Below are 13,968 nucleotides of genomic sequence, written 5' to 3' on the forward strand. Positions count from 1 at the left end.
CAGTGGGGAACTGTGTCGACCCACGCCCTCACCGAAGCGGCTTCCACCGAAGCGGCCCCGCTCTCGCTCTGCTCCCGAGAGCCCCACGTCCCCGCCGACCGTCTCGTCGCGGAGATGGTGCCGCCGCCGCGCTTCGACTCCGTGCGCTTCGACACGTACCTCCCGGACCCGAACCAGCCCAGCCAGACGGACGCCGTCAAGGCGCTGAGCGGCTTCGCCGAGGGCCTCGGCGGGGCACACGCCTCCGGCGCCGGTAAGCGCCGCTGGTTCGCCAAGAAGGCGGCCGCCCCGAGCGGGCCGCGCGGGGTCTACCTGGACGGCGGATACGGCGTCGGCAAGACCCACCTGCTGGCCTCCCTCTGGCACGCGACCCCCGCCGAGCCCTCGCTGAAAGCTTTCGGCACCTTCGTCGAGCTGACCAACCTGGTCGGCGCGCTCGGCTTCCAGCAGACGGTGAAGACCCTCAGCGGGCACCGTCTCCTCTGCATCGACGAATTCGAGCTGGACGACCCGGGCGACACCGTCCTCGTCTCCAGCCTCCTCGGCAAGCTCGTCGAGGCGGGCGTGGCCCTGGCCGCCACCTCCAACACGCTCCCGGGCAAGCTCGGCGAGGGCCGCTTCGCCGCCGCCGACTTCCTCCGCGAGATCCAGGGCCTCTCCGCGCACTTCATGCCGCTGCGGATCGACGGCGAGGACTACCGCCACCGCGGTCTGCCCGAGGCCCCCGCCCCGTACACCGACCAGGTCGTGACGGAGACCGCGTACCGCACGCCGGGCGCCTCCCTCGACGACTTCCCGCACCTGCTCGGCCACCTGGCCAAGGTGCACCCGAGCCGGTACGGCGCGCTCACCGACGACCTCGCGGCGGTCTGCCTCACCGACGTCCAGCCGGTCCCCGACCAGTCGACGGCCCTCCGGCTCGTCGTCCTCGCCGACCGCCTCTACGACCGCGAGATACCCGTCCTCGCCTCCGGACTGCCCTTCGACCGGCTCTTCAGCGACGAGATGCTGAACGGCGGGTACCGCAAGAAGTACTTCCGGGCGATCTCCCGGCTCACCGCGCTCGCGCGCGACGCAAAGGGGCTTGTCGGGCAGTAGGTTGGGGCCATACCCGATCGAAAGGGATCCACCATGGCCGCAACGCGCAGCGCTCACGCCGTCTGGGAGGGCGACCTCCTCAAGGGCTCCGGTGTCGTCACGCTCGACTCCTCCGGTCTCGGCAAGTTCGACGTCTCCTGGCCTGCCCGCACCGAGCAGCCGAACGGGAAGACCAGCCCGGAGGAGCTGATCGCCGCCGCGCACTCCTCGTGCTTCAACATGGCGTTCTCCAACATCCTGGCCAAGGCAGGCAACGCGCCGGAGCGCCTGGAGACCAAGGCCGACGTGACCTTCGTGCCCGGCACGGGCATCACGACCAGCCACCTCACCGTGCGCGGCACGGTCCCGGGCCTGGACTCGGACAAGTTCCAGGAGCTGGCCGAGACCGCCAAGCAGAACTGCCCGGTGAGCCAGGCCCTCACCGGTGTGACGATCACGCTCACCGCCGAACTGGCCTGACCCCCGGTCAGAACACGCGCCACACGAGGCAGTTGTGGCCCGCATGGTTCACGTGTCACCACAGTGCGTGATACACACATGCGGGTCACACGTCACATCACACACCTGTCCGCCAACAGGAAAAGTGGGTTGCCTCATGTCCGCAACACGACGTCAGATCCTCTCCCGCACCGGCGCGTCCGTCGCCGGGATCGCCTTCACCGGCGCCTTCTCCGAACTCTTCGCCGGCAGCGCGTCCGCCGCCGGGGACCTCGGGAGGCTCGGGTCGCGGGGTGGCTACGGCCCCCTCCTCCCCGATCCCGCCGGACTCCTCGACCTCCCGGCCGGCTTCCGCTACGAGGTCCTCTCCCGGCAGGGCGACCCGCTCCGCTCCGGCGAGGGGCCCGTCCCCAGCAACTTCGACGGCATGGCCGCCCTCGCCGGCCGGCGCGGACGCGTGCACCTCGTCCGCAACCACGAGAACCGGGTCACCGGGAAGATCGGCGTCCCGACCGTCCCCGGCCTGACGTACGACCCGGCGGCGAAGGGCGGCTGCACGGCGCTCGAACTCGACGGCCGGAACAACGTCCTCGGCGAGCGCGTCGCCATCGCCGGGACCGCCGTCAACTGCGCCGGCGGGCCCACCCCTTGGAACACCTGGCTGACCTGCGAGGAGACCGAGGACAAGGCCGGGACGAACGGCTACACCAAGGACCACGGCTTCATCTTCGAGGTCGACGGGGCCGACCCGCACCGCACCGGCGCCGTCCCCCTCACCGCGATGGGCCGCTTCCAGCACGAGGCGATCGCCGTCGACCCGTCGAGCGGCATCGTCTACGAGACGGAGGACGCCTTCCAGCAGCCCTTCGGCCTCTTCTACCGTTTCCTCCCGCACAAGCCGCTCGGCGGCACCGGTTCGCTGCGCGCGGGCGGCGCCCTGGAGGCCATGCGGGTGCCCGGCGTCCCCGACCTCTCCGTGATCCAGGAGACCGGCGCGCGCTTCGAGGGCGTCGAGTGGGTCCCCGTACCGGATCCGCAGGCGGCCGGGACCCCCATCAGGCTCCAGGACTTCGGGCCGAGGGGCATCACGCACGCCCAGAAGCTGGAGGGCTGCTACTGGGGCGGGCGGGCCGTGTACTTCGTGTCCTCCTTCGCCCGGCAGAAGGACGGCTCCGGCGCCACCCACTTCGGGCAGGTCTGGAAGTACGAGCCGCACCGGCGCCGCCTCACGCTCGTCGTCGTCTTCGGCCCGAGCACCGACATCCAGCTCCCGGGCGAGTCCCCGGACAACATCTGTCTGACGCCGAGCGGCGGCCTGATGGTGAGCGAGGACGGCGACGGGGCGCAGCACGTCTACGGGGTGAGCAGGAAGGGCGAGGTGTACGCGGTCGCCCGGGGGGCCCAGAACACGGGGACGCCCGAGGCGCCGGAGTGGGGCGAGTTCGCCGGCGTCACCTTCTCCCCGGACGGCGCCACGATGTACGTGAACTGCTACACGCCGGGGACGACGTTCGCGGTGACGGGCCCGTGGTGCTGAGCTGACGGGAGGGGCCGGGGTCGCGGGCGCGCCGGTTCCGAAGCAGGATCGGGAAGGGACGAGGACGGGACGGAACGGGGCGCGGCGGAAGGGTCACGCGGTGGCGAAGAAGAAGAGGGACGACCGCGAGCAGGGCGACCGGCAGGGGAAGGAGCCGCGGCGCATACCGGACACTCCCCTGCGTGACGTACTGCGCGTGCCCGAGGGCGAGCGCCTCGACCTCGCCGCGTACGACGCCTCGGCGACCCCGGCCGGCCCCGTCGGCAAGGCGGCCGGTCTGACCGCCACCGCCACCCTCGCGCCGCGCCTCGCGGCCCTCCAGGAACGCCTGTACGCGGCGAGCACGGCGGGCGACCGGCGCAGGCTGCTCCTGGTCCTCCAGGGCATGGACACCAGCGGCAAGGGCGGCACGGTCAAGCACGTCATCGGCCTCTTCAACCCGTCCGGCTGCCGTATCCGCGCCTTCAAGGCCCCGACCCCGGAGGAGCGAGGCCATCCGTTCCTCTGGCGGATCATGAAGGCGCTCCCCCAGCCGGGCGAGATCGGCATCTTCGACCGCTCGCACTACGAGGACGTCCTCATCGCGCGCGTCCGCGACCTGGCCCCGCGCTCGCAGCTCGGCCGCCGCTACGCCCAGATCAACCGCTTCGAGAAGTCCCTCGCGGACGACGGCGTGACGGTCGTCAAGGTCTTCCTGCACATCTCGTACGAGGAGCAGCGCAACCGCCTCCTGGAGCGCCTGGACAACCCGGAGAAGCACTGGAAGTTCAACGTGGGCGACATCGAGGAGCGGTCGGTGTGGCCGGCCTACCAGGAGGCGTACGAGATCGCCCTGGAGCGCTGTACGACGGACGAGGCGCCCTGGTACCTGGTCCCGGCGGACCGCAAGTGGTACCGGAACTGGGCGGTCAGCAAGCTGCTGCTCGAACACCTGGAGGCACTGGACCCGACGTACCCGCCGGGGGACTTCGACGTGGCGGAGTGCCGGCGGCGGCTACTGGCCACGTGAGCGGCGCCATCGGTCGACGGCCGTGTTCAGCTCCTTGAAGGCGGTGCGGTCGAGCAGGCTCAGCCGGCCCTGCTCGGCCAGCATGGTGAGCAGGCGGTCGAGGAGGGTGCGGTCGAGAGTCAGGCCCATGGCGAACGCGGTCATGAGGCTCGTGTCGTCCAACCAGGTCACCAGGTCGAACAGTGAGTCGATCTGCGCATCGTCAAGCGCCCCGACTCGCTGGGCCAGCTTGACGAGCCGCTGGATCCGCAGGAAGCAGTCGAGCAGGCCGGCTGCCACGTCGGGCCTGCCTGCCTCCGCGAGCCCTGCCAGGACCCGCAGTTCCATCCGGTCGGCCCCACGCCCCCGAATCAACGCCGCCGCCGTACTCCTGAGCTGCAGCGGGGGCGACGCGCCCGCCAGTGCTGCCAGTACGAGGGCTACGGCGTCCGCGTCACTCGACACACGTCTCAACGCCCCACCCAGCACCCTGTCGGCCTCGCGGCTCTGCAGTCCTTGGTAGACGACAGCTGCGTTGCGCTCGGTGACCCGGGCGGCGACGGCGGACGTCCAGGCTCCCTGGATTCCGATCCGCACCACGTGCGGGGCGAAGGCCAGCACCTCGTCCAGCGGCCTCAGCCGGGCCACATCCGCCACGAACGTCTCGTCCGTCGTCACGGCACCTCGCTTCTCAAGCCACCCCAGCAGCAACGTCACCTCTCCCAGTGGGCGCGACCAGGCTGCCTCCGTCAGCTCCCGCGCCGCCTCCGGGGTGTTCCCCTCCTCCCACATCGCTGCCAGCTGGGCCTGGAGCGCAGCCAACGGAAGGTTCCCGGCCCCGGCCACCGACCGCCGCGACAACTCCTCCTCAAGTCTCAGCACCTGATCCCGCAGCTCCCGGCTCTGGTGCTCGGCATCCGCCCGGAGGCGTTCGGCGTCGTGGAGGTCCTGGCGGAGCCGGAGCACCTGGCGGAGGAGGTCCTCCTGGGCGCGGACCGCGGCGGTCCGCTCGGCGCCCCAGTCCAGGCGGACCCGAGTGAGGTCCTCGGCGGCGTGGCGGACTTCGGACTCCTTCCGCTCCAGGAGGGCGTGCAGGGCCTCGATGTTGCGGTGGGCGCGTTCCGTGTCGCGGCGGGAGCGGTCCAGTTCGCCCCGGAGGCTCTCCAGCCGGAACTCGGCCGGATTGCAGACCCGCAGCGCCTCCAGTCGCTGGTTCCGGATCGCCTCCTTGGCCTCCGGCTGCAGGGGCGCTCCGACGTGCTCCTCCACCTCCCTCACCAGGCGGTCGACGAACTCCTGGGGAGCGAGCCGCCGGCCCGAGAGGTAGCGGGAGACGGCGGACTTGTCGAGGTGGACTCGGTGGGCGTACTGGGTCTGCGGGATGCCCAGTCTGTTGAAGAGACCCGTCAGCACGTTGCCGAGCGCCGCAACCTCCGCGACCTCGCCCCGCTCGACCTCCGACGAGGTGCCCTGCGTGCGGGCCATTTCCGTCATGGTGCCTCCCCCGGCGCGGTGTTGACGCCGTACCGGCAACGGTTGCGGCTGTCGCAACGTACCGGACGCGGCCGACGGTGGGGGCTCGTCGATCCCACCGCTCACGAAGGAACCCCGTGCGTACTCTCCGCTGGGCGCAGCGCGCCCTCATCGTCCTCGTCGCGACCCTGCCCCTGCTCCTCGTCACCCTCGCCTTCGTCCCCGCTCTGCTCGTCCTCCCCTTCCGTCGCGATCGGGCCGCGCACGCCCAGGCGATGGTGCGTCAGCTCAGTGCGTGGACTCGGGGGCTGCTGCTGTCGAGTCGCGAGCGTTAGACACTTTGATCGGATAACTTCCGATCGTGAACATTCCTGTACGAAACATGGCGGCGTTCGTTCTTCTGGGCGCCGCTCTCGTCGGCTGCGGCGGGGGCGCCGCCGAGGCTCCCGCTCCGAAGGCGAAGACCCCGACCGCGTCCCACAGCCCGTCGCCCCGGGCGAGCGCGGCCGCCGGCCCGAAGCCCGCGCGCGTGCCCGCCGCCGTGCCCACCATGGCGCCGGGGCCCGGGGGGCTGACCCCCGTCTACAGCCGCCGCGCACAGGGCAGCGAGAAGGTCGTCGCGCTCACCTTCGACGCCGACATGACGGCCGATCAGGGCCCCCGGGCCGCGAGCGGCGAGCGGTTCGACAACCCGCAGCTCATCGCGACCCTGCGCCGCCTCAAGGTGGACGCCACCGTCTTCATGACGGGCCGCTGGGCGGAGGAGTACCCGGACCAGGCCAGGTCCATCGGCGGCGACCCGCGCTTCGAGATCGCCAACCACTCCTACAGCCACTACGCCTTCGCGTCCCCCTGCTACGGCCTCCCGACCGTCGCCGGGCCCGACATGACGGCCGACGTGCAGCGTGCCTTCGACGCCTTCCGTGACGCCGGGGCCGTCAACGTCGTCCCGTACTTCCGCTTCCCCGGCGGTTGCTACGACGACGCCGCCCTGCGCGCGCTCGGCCCCGCCGGGGTGACGGCGGTCCAGTGGGACGTGGTCAGCGGCGACGCCTTCGCCAAGGACGCGGACGCCGTCGCCGAGCAGGTGCTCGACGGGGTGAAGCCCGGTTCGCTCGTCGTCATGCACTGCACGCGCAGCGCCGCCCCCGTCACCGAGCAGGCGATCCGCCGGATCGTCCCGGAGCTGCGGGCGCGCGGCTACCGCTTCGTGAAGGTCTCCGAGCTGATGAGGAACGGCTAGAACGCCGGGCCTTTCAGCCCGAGCAGGCCGTGCGCTCGGCCTCCTGCCACTCGCAGACAGGGCAGAGCGTGATCCCCTTGGTCGACTCCGGGTACTCGGTCGGCTCCTGGCACAGCACACAGGAGGCGAAGGGACCCTCGGCCGCCGGTTCGGGCTTCGGTCCGGCGGGCTCGGGGATGCCGCAGTACGACGTCGACTCGGTCATGTCTTCGAGCCTACGCCCCCGGGGTCCGCTCACTCCAGGCGTGCCGTGGCCCTGCAGGCGAGGGCCGCCGTCGCCGCCGCGAGGAGCACGGCACCGGCGCAGGCGAACCAGGGCAGGTGCGCGGTGGTCGTACGGGAGCCGGTGACCAGGGCGGTCAGGGCGTGCTTCGCCGGGGAGCCCGTGGCGACGAGGGCGAGGAGCGAGCCGGTGACGAGGGCCGTGACCGACCAGCCGGTGGCCTTGAGGAACGGGCGGGCCGCCAGCGCGCCGACCGAGGCGCCCGTCAGGACGCAGGCCGCCGTCGCGAGCAGCCCGGCACCCGTGGCGGCGAGCGCGCCGACCCCCCGCCGGTCGCCGATCGCGGTGAGACCGAGGACGGCGACCGTCCCGAGGAGCCCCGGCAGCGCGGCCCCGGTGAGGAGTGTCGCGAGATGGGCCCGGCCCCGGCCGGCGGCAGCGGCGACCACGTCACGGGCGGCGGGCGGTTCCTGCGTGAGGCAGATCCGCACGCACCAGGCCGTCACCGGCACCAGGGCCGCCGCCGAGAAGCCGAGGGCGCCGAGCACGGGTTCGCCCGCACGGACGCCGACGGCCAGGACGGCCGCGTGGAGCAGGAGGGGCGCGAGCCAGCGCTGCGAGCGGAGCAGCAGACCCGACTGGTAGCGCAGGAGCGCCGTCATACCCGTACGCCCTCCTCCGTGCCGAGGTGGTGGATGTGCCAGGAGGCCGCGAGGAGCGCGCCGAGCAGGGCGTCGGAGTGCGCCGCGTCCACCGTCAGGACGAGGGGGCGCGTGGGGTCGTCCGGGTCCGGCGGCTCGGTGGCGGGGGCGCCCGGCAGGCCCTCCGGGAGCGGCTTGCCGCCGGAGGCGGTGATCCGGACCCGGGGCTCCGGCGGTACGTCCCGGGCCGTGGCCGCCACGGCCCGTACCGCCCCCCGCTCCACGCCGTACACCGCGTCCGCCTCCCCGGCGAGGCGCCGCGGGTCGTGGTCGACGAAGACGGCCGTGGCGCCCGCCGCGACCCGTTCCCGGACGGCGCGGTCGAGTTCGGTGCGGGCCGCCGTGTCGAGGCCTGTCCAGGCCTCGTCGAGGACGAGAAGGCCGGGTCCGGGGCCGGCGAGGAGGGCCTGGGCGACGGCGACCTTCTGGCTGGTGCCCTTGGAGAGCTCCGCCAGTTCCGTACGGGCGTGCTCGCCGGCCCCGAAGCGCTCCAGCCACTCCCCGGCCCGTGCCCTGGCCGTCGCCCGGCCGAGGCCCTGGACGCGGCCCAGGTGGACCAGGTAGTCCGCGGCCGTGAAGGGCAGGGCAGCCGGGAAGCGCTCGGGGACGTACGCCGTGCGGGGCGGGCGGCCGGTGATCCGGCCCTCGCTCGGGGCGTCGATCCCGGCGATCAGCCGGAGCAGCGTCGACTTGCCGGTGCCGTTCGTGCCGACGACCCGGACGAGGGAGGAGCCGGGCAGGTCGAGGTCGGCCCCGCGCAGGACCCATGGCCCGCGCGGGCCGTACCGGCGTCCCACCCGCTCCAGCCTCATCCGAGAAGATCGCTCGTCATGCGGGGCATCCTGACCCGGAAGCGAGGATTCCCACAAGATTCACTCCGCGCCGCGGTGGCAGACTTGCCGGGTGAGCAGTGAAGAGACCGACCTCCGTGATGAGAAGCCCCAGTTCGTCCTCCCCCTGGTGGTGCGGATCGAGCGTGACGCGCCCCCGACCCGTACCGACGCCCTGGAGACCGCCGCGCGCGCCGTCCTGGAGATCCTCGACGACGACCGTTCCCTCGGTGAGGGCGAGTGGGCGCAGGCCATGACGGACTGGCAGGACGCCCGGATCCGCAAGGTCGTGCGCCGGGCGCGCGGAGCGGAGTGGCGGCGTGCCGGGACGCTCCCGGGGATCACCGTGACGGGCGCGGAGGCGGAGGTGCGGGTCTTCCCGCCGGTGCCGCTCGACGGCTGGCCCAAGGAGCTGGCCAAGCTCCAGGTGTCGGGCACCGACCTCGACGACCCGGCCACGCCCGGTCCCGTGGCGGACGGGGCCGTGGTGCTCTGGATCAACCCCGGGCTCGACATGTCGGCGGGCAAGACGATGGCACAGACCGGGCACGGCGCGCAGCTGCTGTGGTGGGCGATGGCGGACGCGGACCGGAAGGCCTGGAAGGAGGCGGGCTTCCCGCTCGCCGTGCGCACCGCGACGCCCGAGCACTGGGCCGCGCTCACGGCGAGCGGCAGCGGGCTGCCCGTCGTGCGGGACGCCGGTTTCACGGAGATCGCGCCCGGAAAGACGGTCGTCTCCGAGGGAAGCCGCCTCTTCGCTTCTCACCTGCGGCTGCCGCAGGCGTAGGAGACTCGGCGTATGACGCCACATGTGGCCCGGCGGGCGGGCCACGCCACGGGCCTGTCGCTCTTCTTCCTCCTGGTGGGGCTCGACGGCATCGGCCGGCCCCGCAGGGGGAATCGCCACCTGCGTGTCCGACCCTTCCGGCGTCTCGCTCGCCGCGCTGCGGGAGCGCCCCGGCACCCTGCTGGAATGGACGCTGCACACCGGCTATCACACCGTCCACGGCATGTAGCGGGGCTCGGGCAGGACCCCGTTCAGGACCTGTTCAGGACCCCGTTCGAGGCCGGAACCTCAAATGTAGCTCTGAACGTCCCCCTCTCCGGGTTCGACGGTGTCTCCCCGGGTCATCACGTGGATGACTGAGGACCGAAGGAGGGGGACATGACGGAACTCGGCATCGGCATCGGCTGGCGTCCCGAGATCGCGGAGGCGGTGGAGGCGCTGCCCGGCGTCGACTGGGTCGAGGTGGTCGCGGAGAACATCTGCGCCGACCACCTGCCCGACTCGCTGACCCGGCTGCGCGAGCGCGGCGTGACGGTCGTCCCGCACGGGGTGTCGCTGGGACTCGGCGGCGCGGACCGGCCGGACCCGGCGCGGCTCGCGGCGCTCGGCGAGAAGGCGGTGGCGCTGGGGGCGCCGCTGGTCACGGAGCACATCGCGTTCGTACGGGCCGGGGGGACGCTCACCGCATCCCCGCTCCTCGAAGCGGGGCACCTGCTGCCCGTGCCCCGGACCCGGGACGCGCTCGACGTGCTCTGCGAGAACGTGCGCATCGCCCAGGACGCGCTGCCCGTGCCGCTCGCCCTGGAGAACATCGCGGCCCTGATCGCCTGGCCCGGGGAGGAGCTGACGGAGGGGCAGTTCCTGGCGGAGCTGGTGGAGCGTACGGGGGTACGGCTCCTCATCGACGTCGCGAACCTGCACACCAACCACGTCAACCGCGGCGAGGACCCCGCGAAGGCCCTGGCCGAGCTGCCGGTCGAGGCCATCGCGTACGTGCACGTGGCGGGCGGTGTCGAGCGGGACGGGGTCTGGCACGACACGCACGCCCACCCGGTGCCGAGGGCCGTGCTCGACGTCCTCGCGGACCTCGCCTCGCGGGTCTCGCCGCCCGGGGTCCTCCTGGAGCGGGACGACGACTTCCCGCCGGCGGAGGAGCTGGCGTCGGAGCTGACGGTGATCCGGGAGACCGTGGCCGCCGGGAGGGCGGTGAGCATCGGGGGAACGATCCGCCCGCGCGGCGCCCGTTCGTCCGTGCTCGCGGCCCGGGGGACGCCGCTGCTCATCGGCGCCGGTGCCCGCGTGTCGGGCGGGCCGATGCCGGGCGCTCCCGTCGTGCAGGAGCTCGCGCCCGCGCAGGGGCCCTCGCCCGCGCAGGAGCCCTCGCCCGTACCCGTACGCGTGCCCGTACAGGCATCCGCCCAGGCGTCCGTGCCCGTGCAGACGCCCGCTCCCGGACAGGAGTCCGCGCCGCGGGAGGGCGCCCGGCAGCGGGTCGGGCTCGCGCAGGCCGCGCTGCTGTCGGCGCTCGTCGCCGGGACGCCCGCGCCCGAGGGGTTCGACAGCCGGCGCCTCGGTGTCCAGAGCCGGGCCCTCGCGGCCAAGCGGGCCGGGGTCGTCGCGAAGGTCGCCCCCGAGCTGCCGGAGATCCTCGGCAAGGGCTTCCGGCCCGCGTTCCTCGCCTACGCCAGGACCCGCCCCATGACCGGCGGCTACCGCCGTGACGCCCTCGACTTCGCCGAGCACCTGCTGCTCGCCGACCGCCCCGAGGACCCTGCGGCCCGGCGGGCGCTCACGGAGTGGTGGCAGGACCGTTCCGGCAGCCGTCCGCCCGGCCGCGCCGTCCGACTCGCCCGGGCCGCCCGGGCCGCCCTCGCCAGGAGGTGACCGTGAACACTCTGGTCGTCGTCTTCTACGTGGCCGCCGCCACCGGCATCGCGCTGCTCGTCACCCGGGTCGTCCGGTCGCGCGGCGGCCCCGGCGGGCCGGTCCACGACCGGTACGAGGCCGCCTTCCTGAACGGCGGCCCGGCCCGGGTCGTCGACACCGCCGTCGCCGCCCTCCAGTACGACGGCCGGATCGCGATCGGCGGCCCCGGCATCGTCGCGGTCGTCCGGCCCGTCGCGCACGACCCGGTCGAGCGCGCCGTGCTCCAGGAGCACGCGGCCGCCCCGCACGGGGCCCTGCACCACCTGCGGGTCGCCGTGATGCGGCACCCGGCGGTGCAGGAGATCGGTGACGGGCTCGCGGGGCGCGGGCTGATCGTCGAGCCGTCGAGGCGGCGCACCACCCAGGCCTGGTGCCTCGGGCTCGGTCTCACCGCCTTCTTCCTCTTCCCCGTCTCGGTCGCCCTCACGATGGTCGATCTCTCCACCGCACCGGAGATGTCGGTGCCGTTCGTCGTGAAGGTGCTGCCCGCCCTCTTCGCCGTCGGCGTCACCGCCATCGCGTGCGGGGCGGTCGCCGGACGGCGGATCACCTCGGCCGGGCAGGCGGCCGTCGCCTCGTACGGGCGGGCCCACGGTCACCTCGCGGACGCCGGTCACCTCGTGGCCCTGTACGGGCTGCGGGGGCTGCCCGACCCGGTGCTGCGGGAGCAACTCCTCGCCGCCGCCCGGGTGTACGCGCCGCCCCGCGGGCGCGGACGCCGTCCCGCGGCCTCGCGTCACCACGCCACGGACCACGCCGCCGCCGGTGTGGCCCTCGTGTGGTGCGCGCAGAACAGCTTCTGCGGCGGCGGTTCCTCCGGCGGGAACTCCGGTTCGTGTTCCTCCGGCTCCTGCTCCTCCGGTTCGTGCTCGGGCGGCGGGTCCGGGTCGAGCTGCGGAGGCGGAGGCGGGGGCGGCAGTTCCTGTTCGAGCTCCAGCGGCAGTTCGTGCTCCAGCTCCAGTTCCAGCGGGAGTTCGTGCTCCAGTTCCAGCAGCTGATCACCCATTCGAGTGGCGGGCCCGCCTGTCCTGTCGTAGAACTCGGACATGGTCTGGGTTCCGCTTCTCCTCGTGGCGTGCGTCGTGGCCGGCGTCGGCTGCGCACGGCTGTGCCGGGCCTCCCTCGCGGCGGCCCGGCCCACGACCGCGTCCGCCGCGGAGGACGAGCTCACCGTCCTCGAAGCCGCCTACCTCGCCGGCGGTCCGCTCCGGGTCACCGACCTCACCCTCGTCGCGATGCACCGGGAGCGGCGGCTGCTCCTCGCCCACACCGGCTGGGCGACCGTCGTGGACTCCGCCACCGGCTCCCGGGACGAGTGGGAGAGCGCCGTGCTCGGCGCGATCGGGCCCGGCGGCCAGTCCCCGATCCCCGCTGTCCGGCCGGCGGTGGCCGCCGCCGATGCGGTGCGGTCGCTCGCCCAACGACTCGTCGACCGGGGGCTCGCCGTCCCCGACGCCGGCCGCCGGGAGGTCGCGGCCGGGGTACGGGCGGTGCGGGCCGCCTTCCTGCTCTCCCTGGCGCTCGGGACGGCGGCGGCGCTCCTCGTGCCCGGCACGGAGCGGGCACCGGTCGTCGCCGCGTTCTCGCTGCCTCTGCTCGCCTCGGCGCTCTGCCTGCTGATCGGCCGGATCGAGGTGTACCCGTACACCCGCTGGGCGTCCCCCGCCGGGCAGCGGCTGCTCTCCGGCCTCTCCCCCGCCGATCCGCTCACCGCGCTCGCGACGCGCGGCCCCGCCGTCCTGGAGCCCGAGCTCCGCGCGGCCCTCCGCGGACACGCTCCCGTACGTCTGGCGTAGGCCCTTGGATCCACGCCTGCGTGAACGGGTGTCCGGAGCGAAAAGACCCCGGAAATGACGCCGGTGCGGCGCGCGTCGTGCGCGCCGCACCCGGAGCCGGACCCGGTGTCGCTGGAGCGGAGGGCAATGAAGACGCCCACCGTCTGATCTTCCGGGTCAAGGGGTGGCGCACCCGGCCGGGAGCCGGGCCGCCACCAGGTTCGTACGGCCGTGTCAGGCCAGGCCCGCCACCAGGTCGGCGACGCTCTTGCGGCGACCGGTGTAGAACGGGACCTCCTCGCGGACGTGCATCCGCGCCTCGGAGGCGCGCAGGTGGCGCATGAGGTCGACGATGCGGTGCAGCTCGTCGGCCTCGAAGGCGAGGAGCCACTCGTAGTCGCCGAGCGAGAAGGAGGCGACCGTGTTGGCGCGGACGTCGGGGTAGCCGCGGGCCATCTTGCCGTGGTCGGCGAGCATGCGGCGACGGTCCTCGTCCGGCAGCAGGTACCAGTCGTAGGAGCGCACGAAGGGGTAGACCGAGACGTAGTCGCGCGGGTTCTCGTCGGCCAGGAAGGCCGGGATGTGCGACTTGTTGAACTCGGCGGGGCGGTGCAGCGCCATGTTGGACCAGACCGGCTCCAGGGCGCGGCCCAGCTTGGTGCGGCGGAAGAGGTTGTACGCCGCCTGGAGCTCGTCGCTCGTCTCGGCGTGCCACCAGATCATGACGTCGGCGTCGGCGCGCAGACCGGAGAGGTCGTACGTGCCGCGGACGGTGATGTCCTTGGCGGCGAGCTGGTCGAACAGCTCCTGGACCTCGTCGGCGTAGCCGGCGCGGTCCTCGGGCAGAACGTCGCGCAGCTTGAACACGGACCACAGGGTGTAGCGGATGACCTCGTTGAGGTCCTTCGCCTTCTTACCGGCGTTCGGGATCTTTTCGGGCGCACTCATA

General features: G+C 73.3%; 15 protein-coding genes. 10 read left to right on the forward strand and 5 right to left on the reverse strand.

From position 1 onward, the window contains the following. The first annotated feature begins 12 nt into the window (after positions 1-12). The 4 genes from zapE to DEJ46_RS09035 all read left to right on the forward strand — a co-directional run bounded on the left by zapE (position 13) and on the right by DEJ46_RS09035 (position 4,082). On the forward strand, positions 13-1,098 hold the full coding sequence (zapE, locus tag DEJ46_RS09020; protein ID WP_150265026.1) for a cell division protein ZapE: 1,086 nt from the start codon (positions 13-15) through the stop codon (positions 1,096-1,098). Positions 1,099-1,131: 33 nt separating this feature from the next. After that, positions 1,132-1,557 (forward strand): OsmC family protein, encoded by a 426-nt coding sequence (locus tag DEJ46_RS09025; RefSeq protein WP_055640845.1) that lies wholly within the window; start codon positions 1,132-1,134, stop codon positions 1,555-1,557. A 136-nt stretch (positions 1,558-1,693) separates the two neighbouring features. After that, on the forward strand, positions 1,694-3,073 hold the full coding sequence (locus DEJ46_RS09030) for an alkaline phosphatase PhoX (protein ID WP_150265027.1): 1,380 nt from the start codon (positions 1,694-1,696) through the stop codon (positions 3,071-3,073). A gap of 163 nt (positions 3,074-3,236) precedes the next feature. Next, positions 3,237-4,082 carry a PPK2 family polyphosphate kinase gene (locus DEJ46_RS09035; RefSeq protein WP_223835450.1) on the forward strand — a complete coding sequence of 282 codons (846 nt, stop codon included), beginning with the start codon at positions 3,237-3,239 and terminating at the stop codon, positions 4,080-4,082. Here DEJ46_RS09035 and DEJ46_RS09040 read toward each other — a convergent pair. Continuing rightward, entirely contained in the window at positions 4,068-5,546 is a 1,479-nt protein-coding gene (locus tag DEJ46_RS09040; RefSeq protein WP_150265029.1) for a hypothetical protein, read from the reverse strand. The genes DEJ46_RS09035 and DEJ46_RS09040 overlap by 15 nt on opposite strands. Before the next feature lie 125 nt (positions 5,547-5,671). On the opposite strand from DEJ46_RS09040, the gene DEJ46_RS09045 reads away from it, so the two are divergent. Further along, a complete protein-coding gene (locus DEJ46_RS09045) occupies positions 5,672-5,869 on the forward strand; it encodes a hypothetical protein (RefSeq protein WP_150265030.1) in 198 nt (65 codons plus the stop codon). A 47-nt stretch (positions 5,870-5,916) separates the two neighbouring features. Further along, entirely contained in the window at positions 5,917-6,777 is an 861-nt protein-coding gene (locus tag DEJ46_RS09050) for a polysaccharide deacetylase family protein (protein WP_150265031.1), read from the forward strand. A 13-nt stretch (positions 6,778-6,790) separates the two neighbouring features. On the opposite strand, the gene DEJ46_RS09055 is transcribed toward DEJ46_RS09050, so the two are convergent. The 3 genes from DEJ46_RS09055 to DEJ46_RS09065 are packed head-to-tail and all read right to left on the reverse strand — an operon-like array spanning position 6,791 to position 8,513. After that, positions 6,791-6,982 carry a hypothetical protein gene (locus tag DEJ46_RS09055; RefSeq protein ID WP_150265032.1) on the reverse strand — a complete coding sequence of 64 codons (192 nt, stop codon included), beginning with the start codon at positions 6,980-6,982 and terminating at the stop codon, positions 6,791-6,793. Positions 6,983-7,011: 29 nt separating this feature from the next. Beyond that, positions 7,012-7,662, reverse strand: coding sequence for an ABC transporter (locus tag DEJ46_RS09060; RefSeq protein ID WP_150265033.1), 651 nt, complete (start codon positions 7,660-7,662; stop codon positions 7,012-7,014). Continuing rightward, positions 7,659-8,513, reverse strand: coding sequence for an ATP-binding cassette domain-containing protein (locus DEJ46_RS09065; protein WP_150265034.1), 855 nt, complete (start codon positions 8,511-8,513; stop codon positions 7,659-7,661). Before DEJ46_RS09065 ends, DEJ46_RS09060 begins: the two co-directional genes overlap by 4 nt. A gap of 91 nt (positions 8,514-8,604) precedes the next feature. Here DEJ46_RS09065 and DEJ46_RS09070 point away from each other — a divergent pair, with 91 nt between their 5' ends. From DEJ46_RS09070 to DEJ46_RS09085, 4 genes are all read left to right on the forward strand, one after another. Further along, entirely contained in the window at positions 8,605-9,318 is a 714-nt protein-coding gene (locus DEJ46_RS09070; RefSeq protein WP_150265036.1) for a peptidyl-tRNA hydrolase, read from the forward strand. Between the two features lie 378 nt (positions 9,319-9,696). Then, complete coding sequence (locus DEJ46_RS09075) at positions 9,697-11,202, forward strand: DUF692 family multinuclear iron-containing protein (protein WP_150265038.1); 1,506 nt, start codon at positions 9,697-9,699, stop codon at positions 11,200-11,202. Between the two features lie 2 nt (positions 11,203-11,204). After that, positions 11,205-12,242, forward strand: a complete 1,038-nt coding sequence (locus DEJ46_RS09080; RefSeq protein WP_190622512.1) for a TIGR04222 domain-containing membrane protein — start codon at positions 11,205-11,207, stop codon at positions 12,240-12,242. 48 nt (positions 12,243-12,290) lie between these two features. Then, positions 12,291-13,040 carry a TIGR04222 domain-containing membrane protein gene (locus DEJ46_RS09085; protein ID WP_150265041.1) on the forward strand — a complete coding sequence of 250 codons (750 nt, stop codon included), beginning with the start codon at positions 12,291-12,293 and terminating at the stop codon, positions 13,038-13,040. Positions 13,041-13,253: 213 nt separating this feature from the next. Here DEJ46_RS09085 and hemQ read toward each other — a convergent pair whose 3' ends face one another. Continuing rightward, positions 13,254-13,967 (reverse strand): hydrogen peroxide-dependent heme synthase, encoded by a 714-nt coding sequence (gene hemQ / locus DEJ46_RS09090; protein ID WP_150265043.1) that lies wholly within the window; start codon positions 13,965-13,967, stop codon positions 13,254-13,256. Position 13,968: the final 1 nt, after the last annotated feature.

The organism is Streptomyces venezuelae, assembly GCF_008642375.1.
Taxonomy (GTDB): Bacteria; Actinomycetota; Actinomycetes; order Streptomycetales; family Streptomycetaceae; genus Streptomyces; species Streptomyces venezuelae_G.

Excerpts from the sequence above, each read along its gene's own strand:
- DEJ46_RS09030 (WP_150265027.1), top strand. The coding sequence starts at position 1,694 with ATGTCCGCAACACGACGTCAGATCCTCTCCCGCACCGGCGCGTCCGTC.
- DEJ46_RS09060 (WP_150265033.1), bottom strand. The coding sequence starts at position 7,662 with ATGACGGCGCTCCTGCGCTACCAGTCGGGTCTGCTGCTCCGCTCGCAG.
- DEJ46_RS09055 (WP_150265032.1), bottom strand. The coding sequence starts at position 6,982 with ATGACCGAGTCGACGTCGTACTGCGGCATCCCCGAGCCCGCCGGACCG.
- DEJ46_RS09025 (WP_055640845.1), top strand. The coding sequence starts at position 1,132 with ATGGCCGCAACGCGCAGCGCTCACGCCGTCTGGGAGGGCGACCTCCTC.
- DEJ46_RS09085 (WP_150265041.1), top strand. The coding sequence starts at position 12,291 with ATGGTCTGGGTTCCGCTTCTCCTCGTGGCGTGCGTCGTGGCCGGCGTC.
- hemQ (WP_150265043.1), bottom strand. The coding sequence starts at position 13,967 with ATGAGTGCGCCCGAAAAGATCCCGAACGCCGGTAAGAAGGCGAAGGAC.
- DEJ46_RS09040 (WP_150265029.1), bottom strand. The coding sequence starts at position 5,546 with ATGGCCCGCACGCAGGGCACCTCGTCGGAGGTCGAGCGGGGCGAGGTC.
- DEJ46_RS09050 (WP_150265031.1), top strand. The coding sequence starts at position 5,917 with ATGGCGGCGTTCGTTCTTCTGGGCGCCGCTCTCGTCGGCTGCGGCGGG.
- DEJ46_RS09075 (WP_150265038.1), top strand. The coding sequence starts at position 9,697 with ATGACGGAACTCGGCATCGGCATCGGCTGGCGTCCCGAGATCGCGGAG.
- DEJ46_RS09065 (WP_150265034.1), bottom strand. The coding sequence starts at position 8,513 with ATGAGGCTGGAGCGGGTGGGACGCCGGTACGGCCCGCGCGGGCCATGG.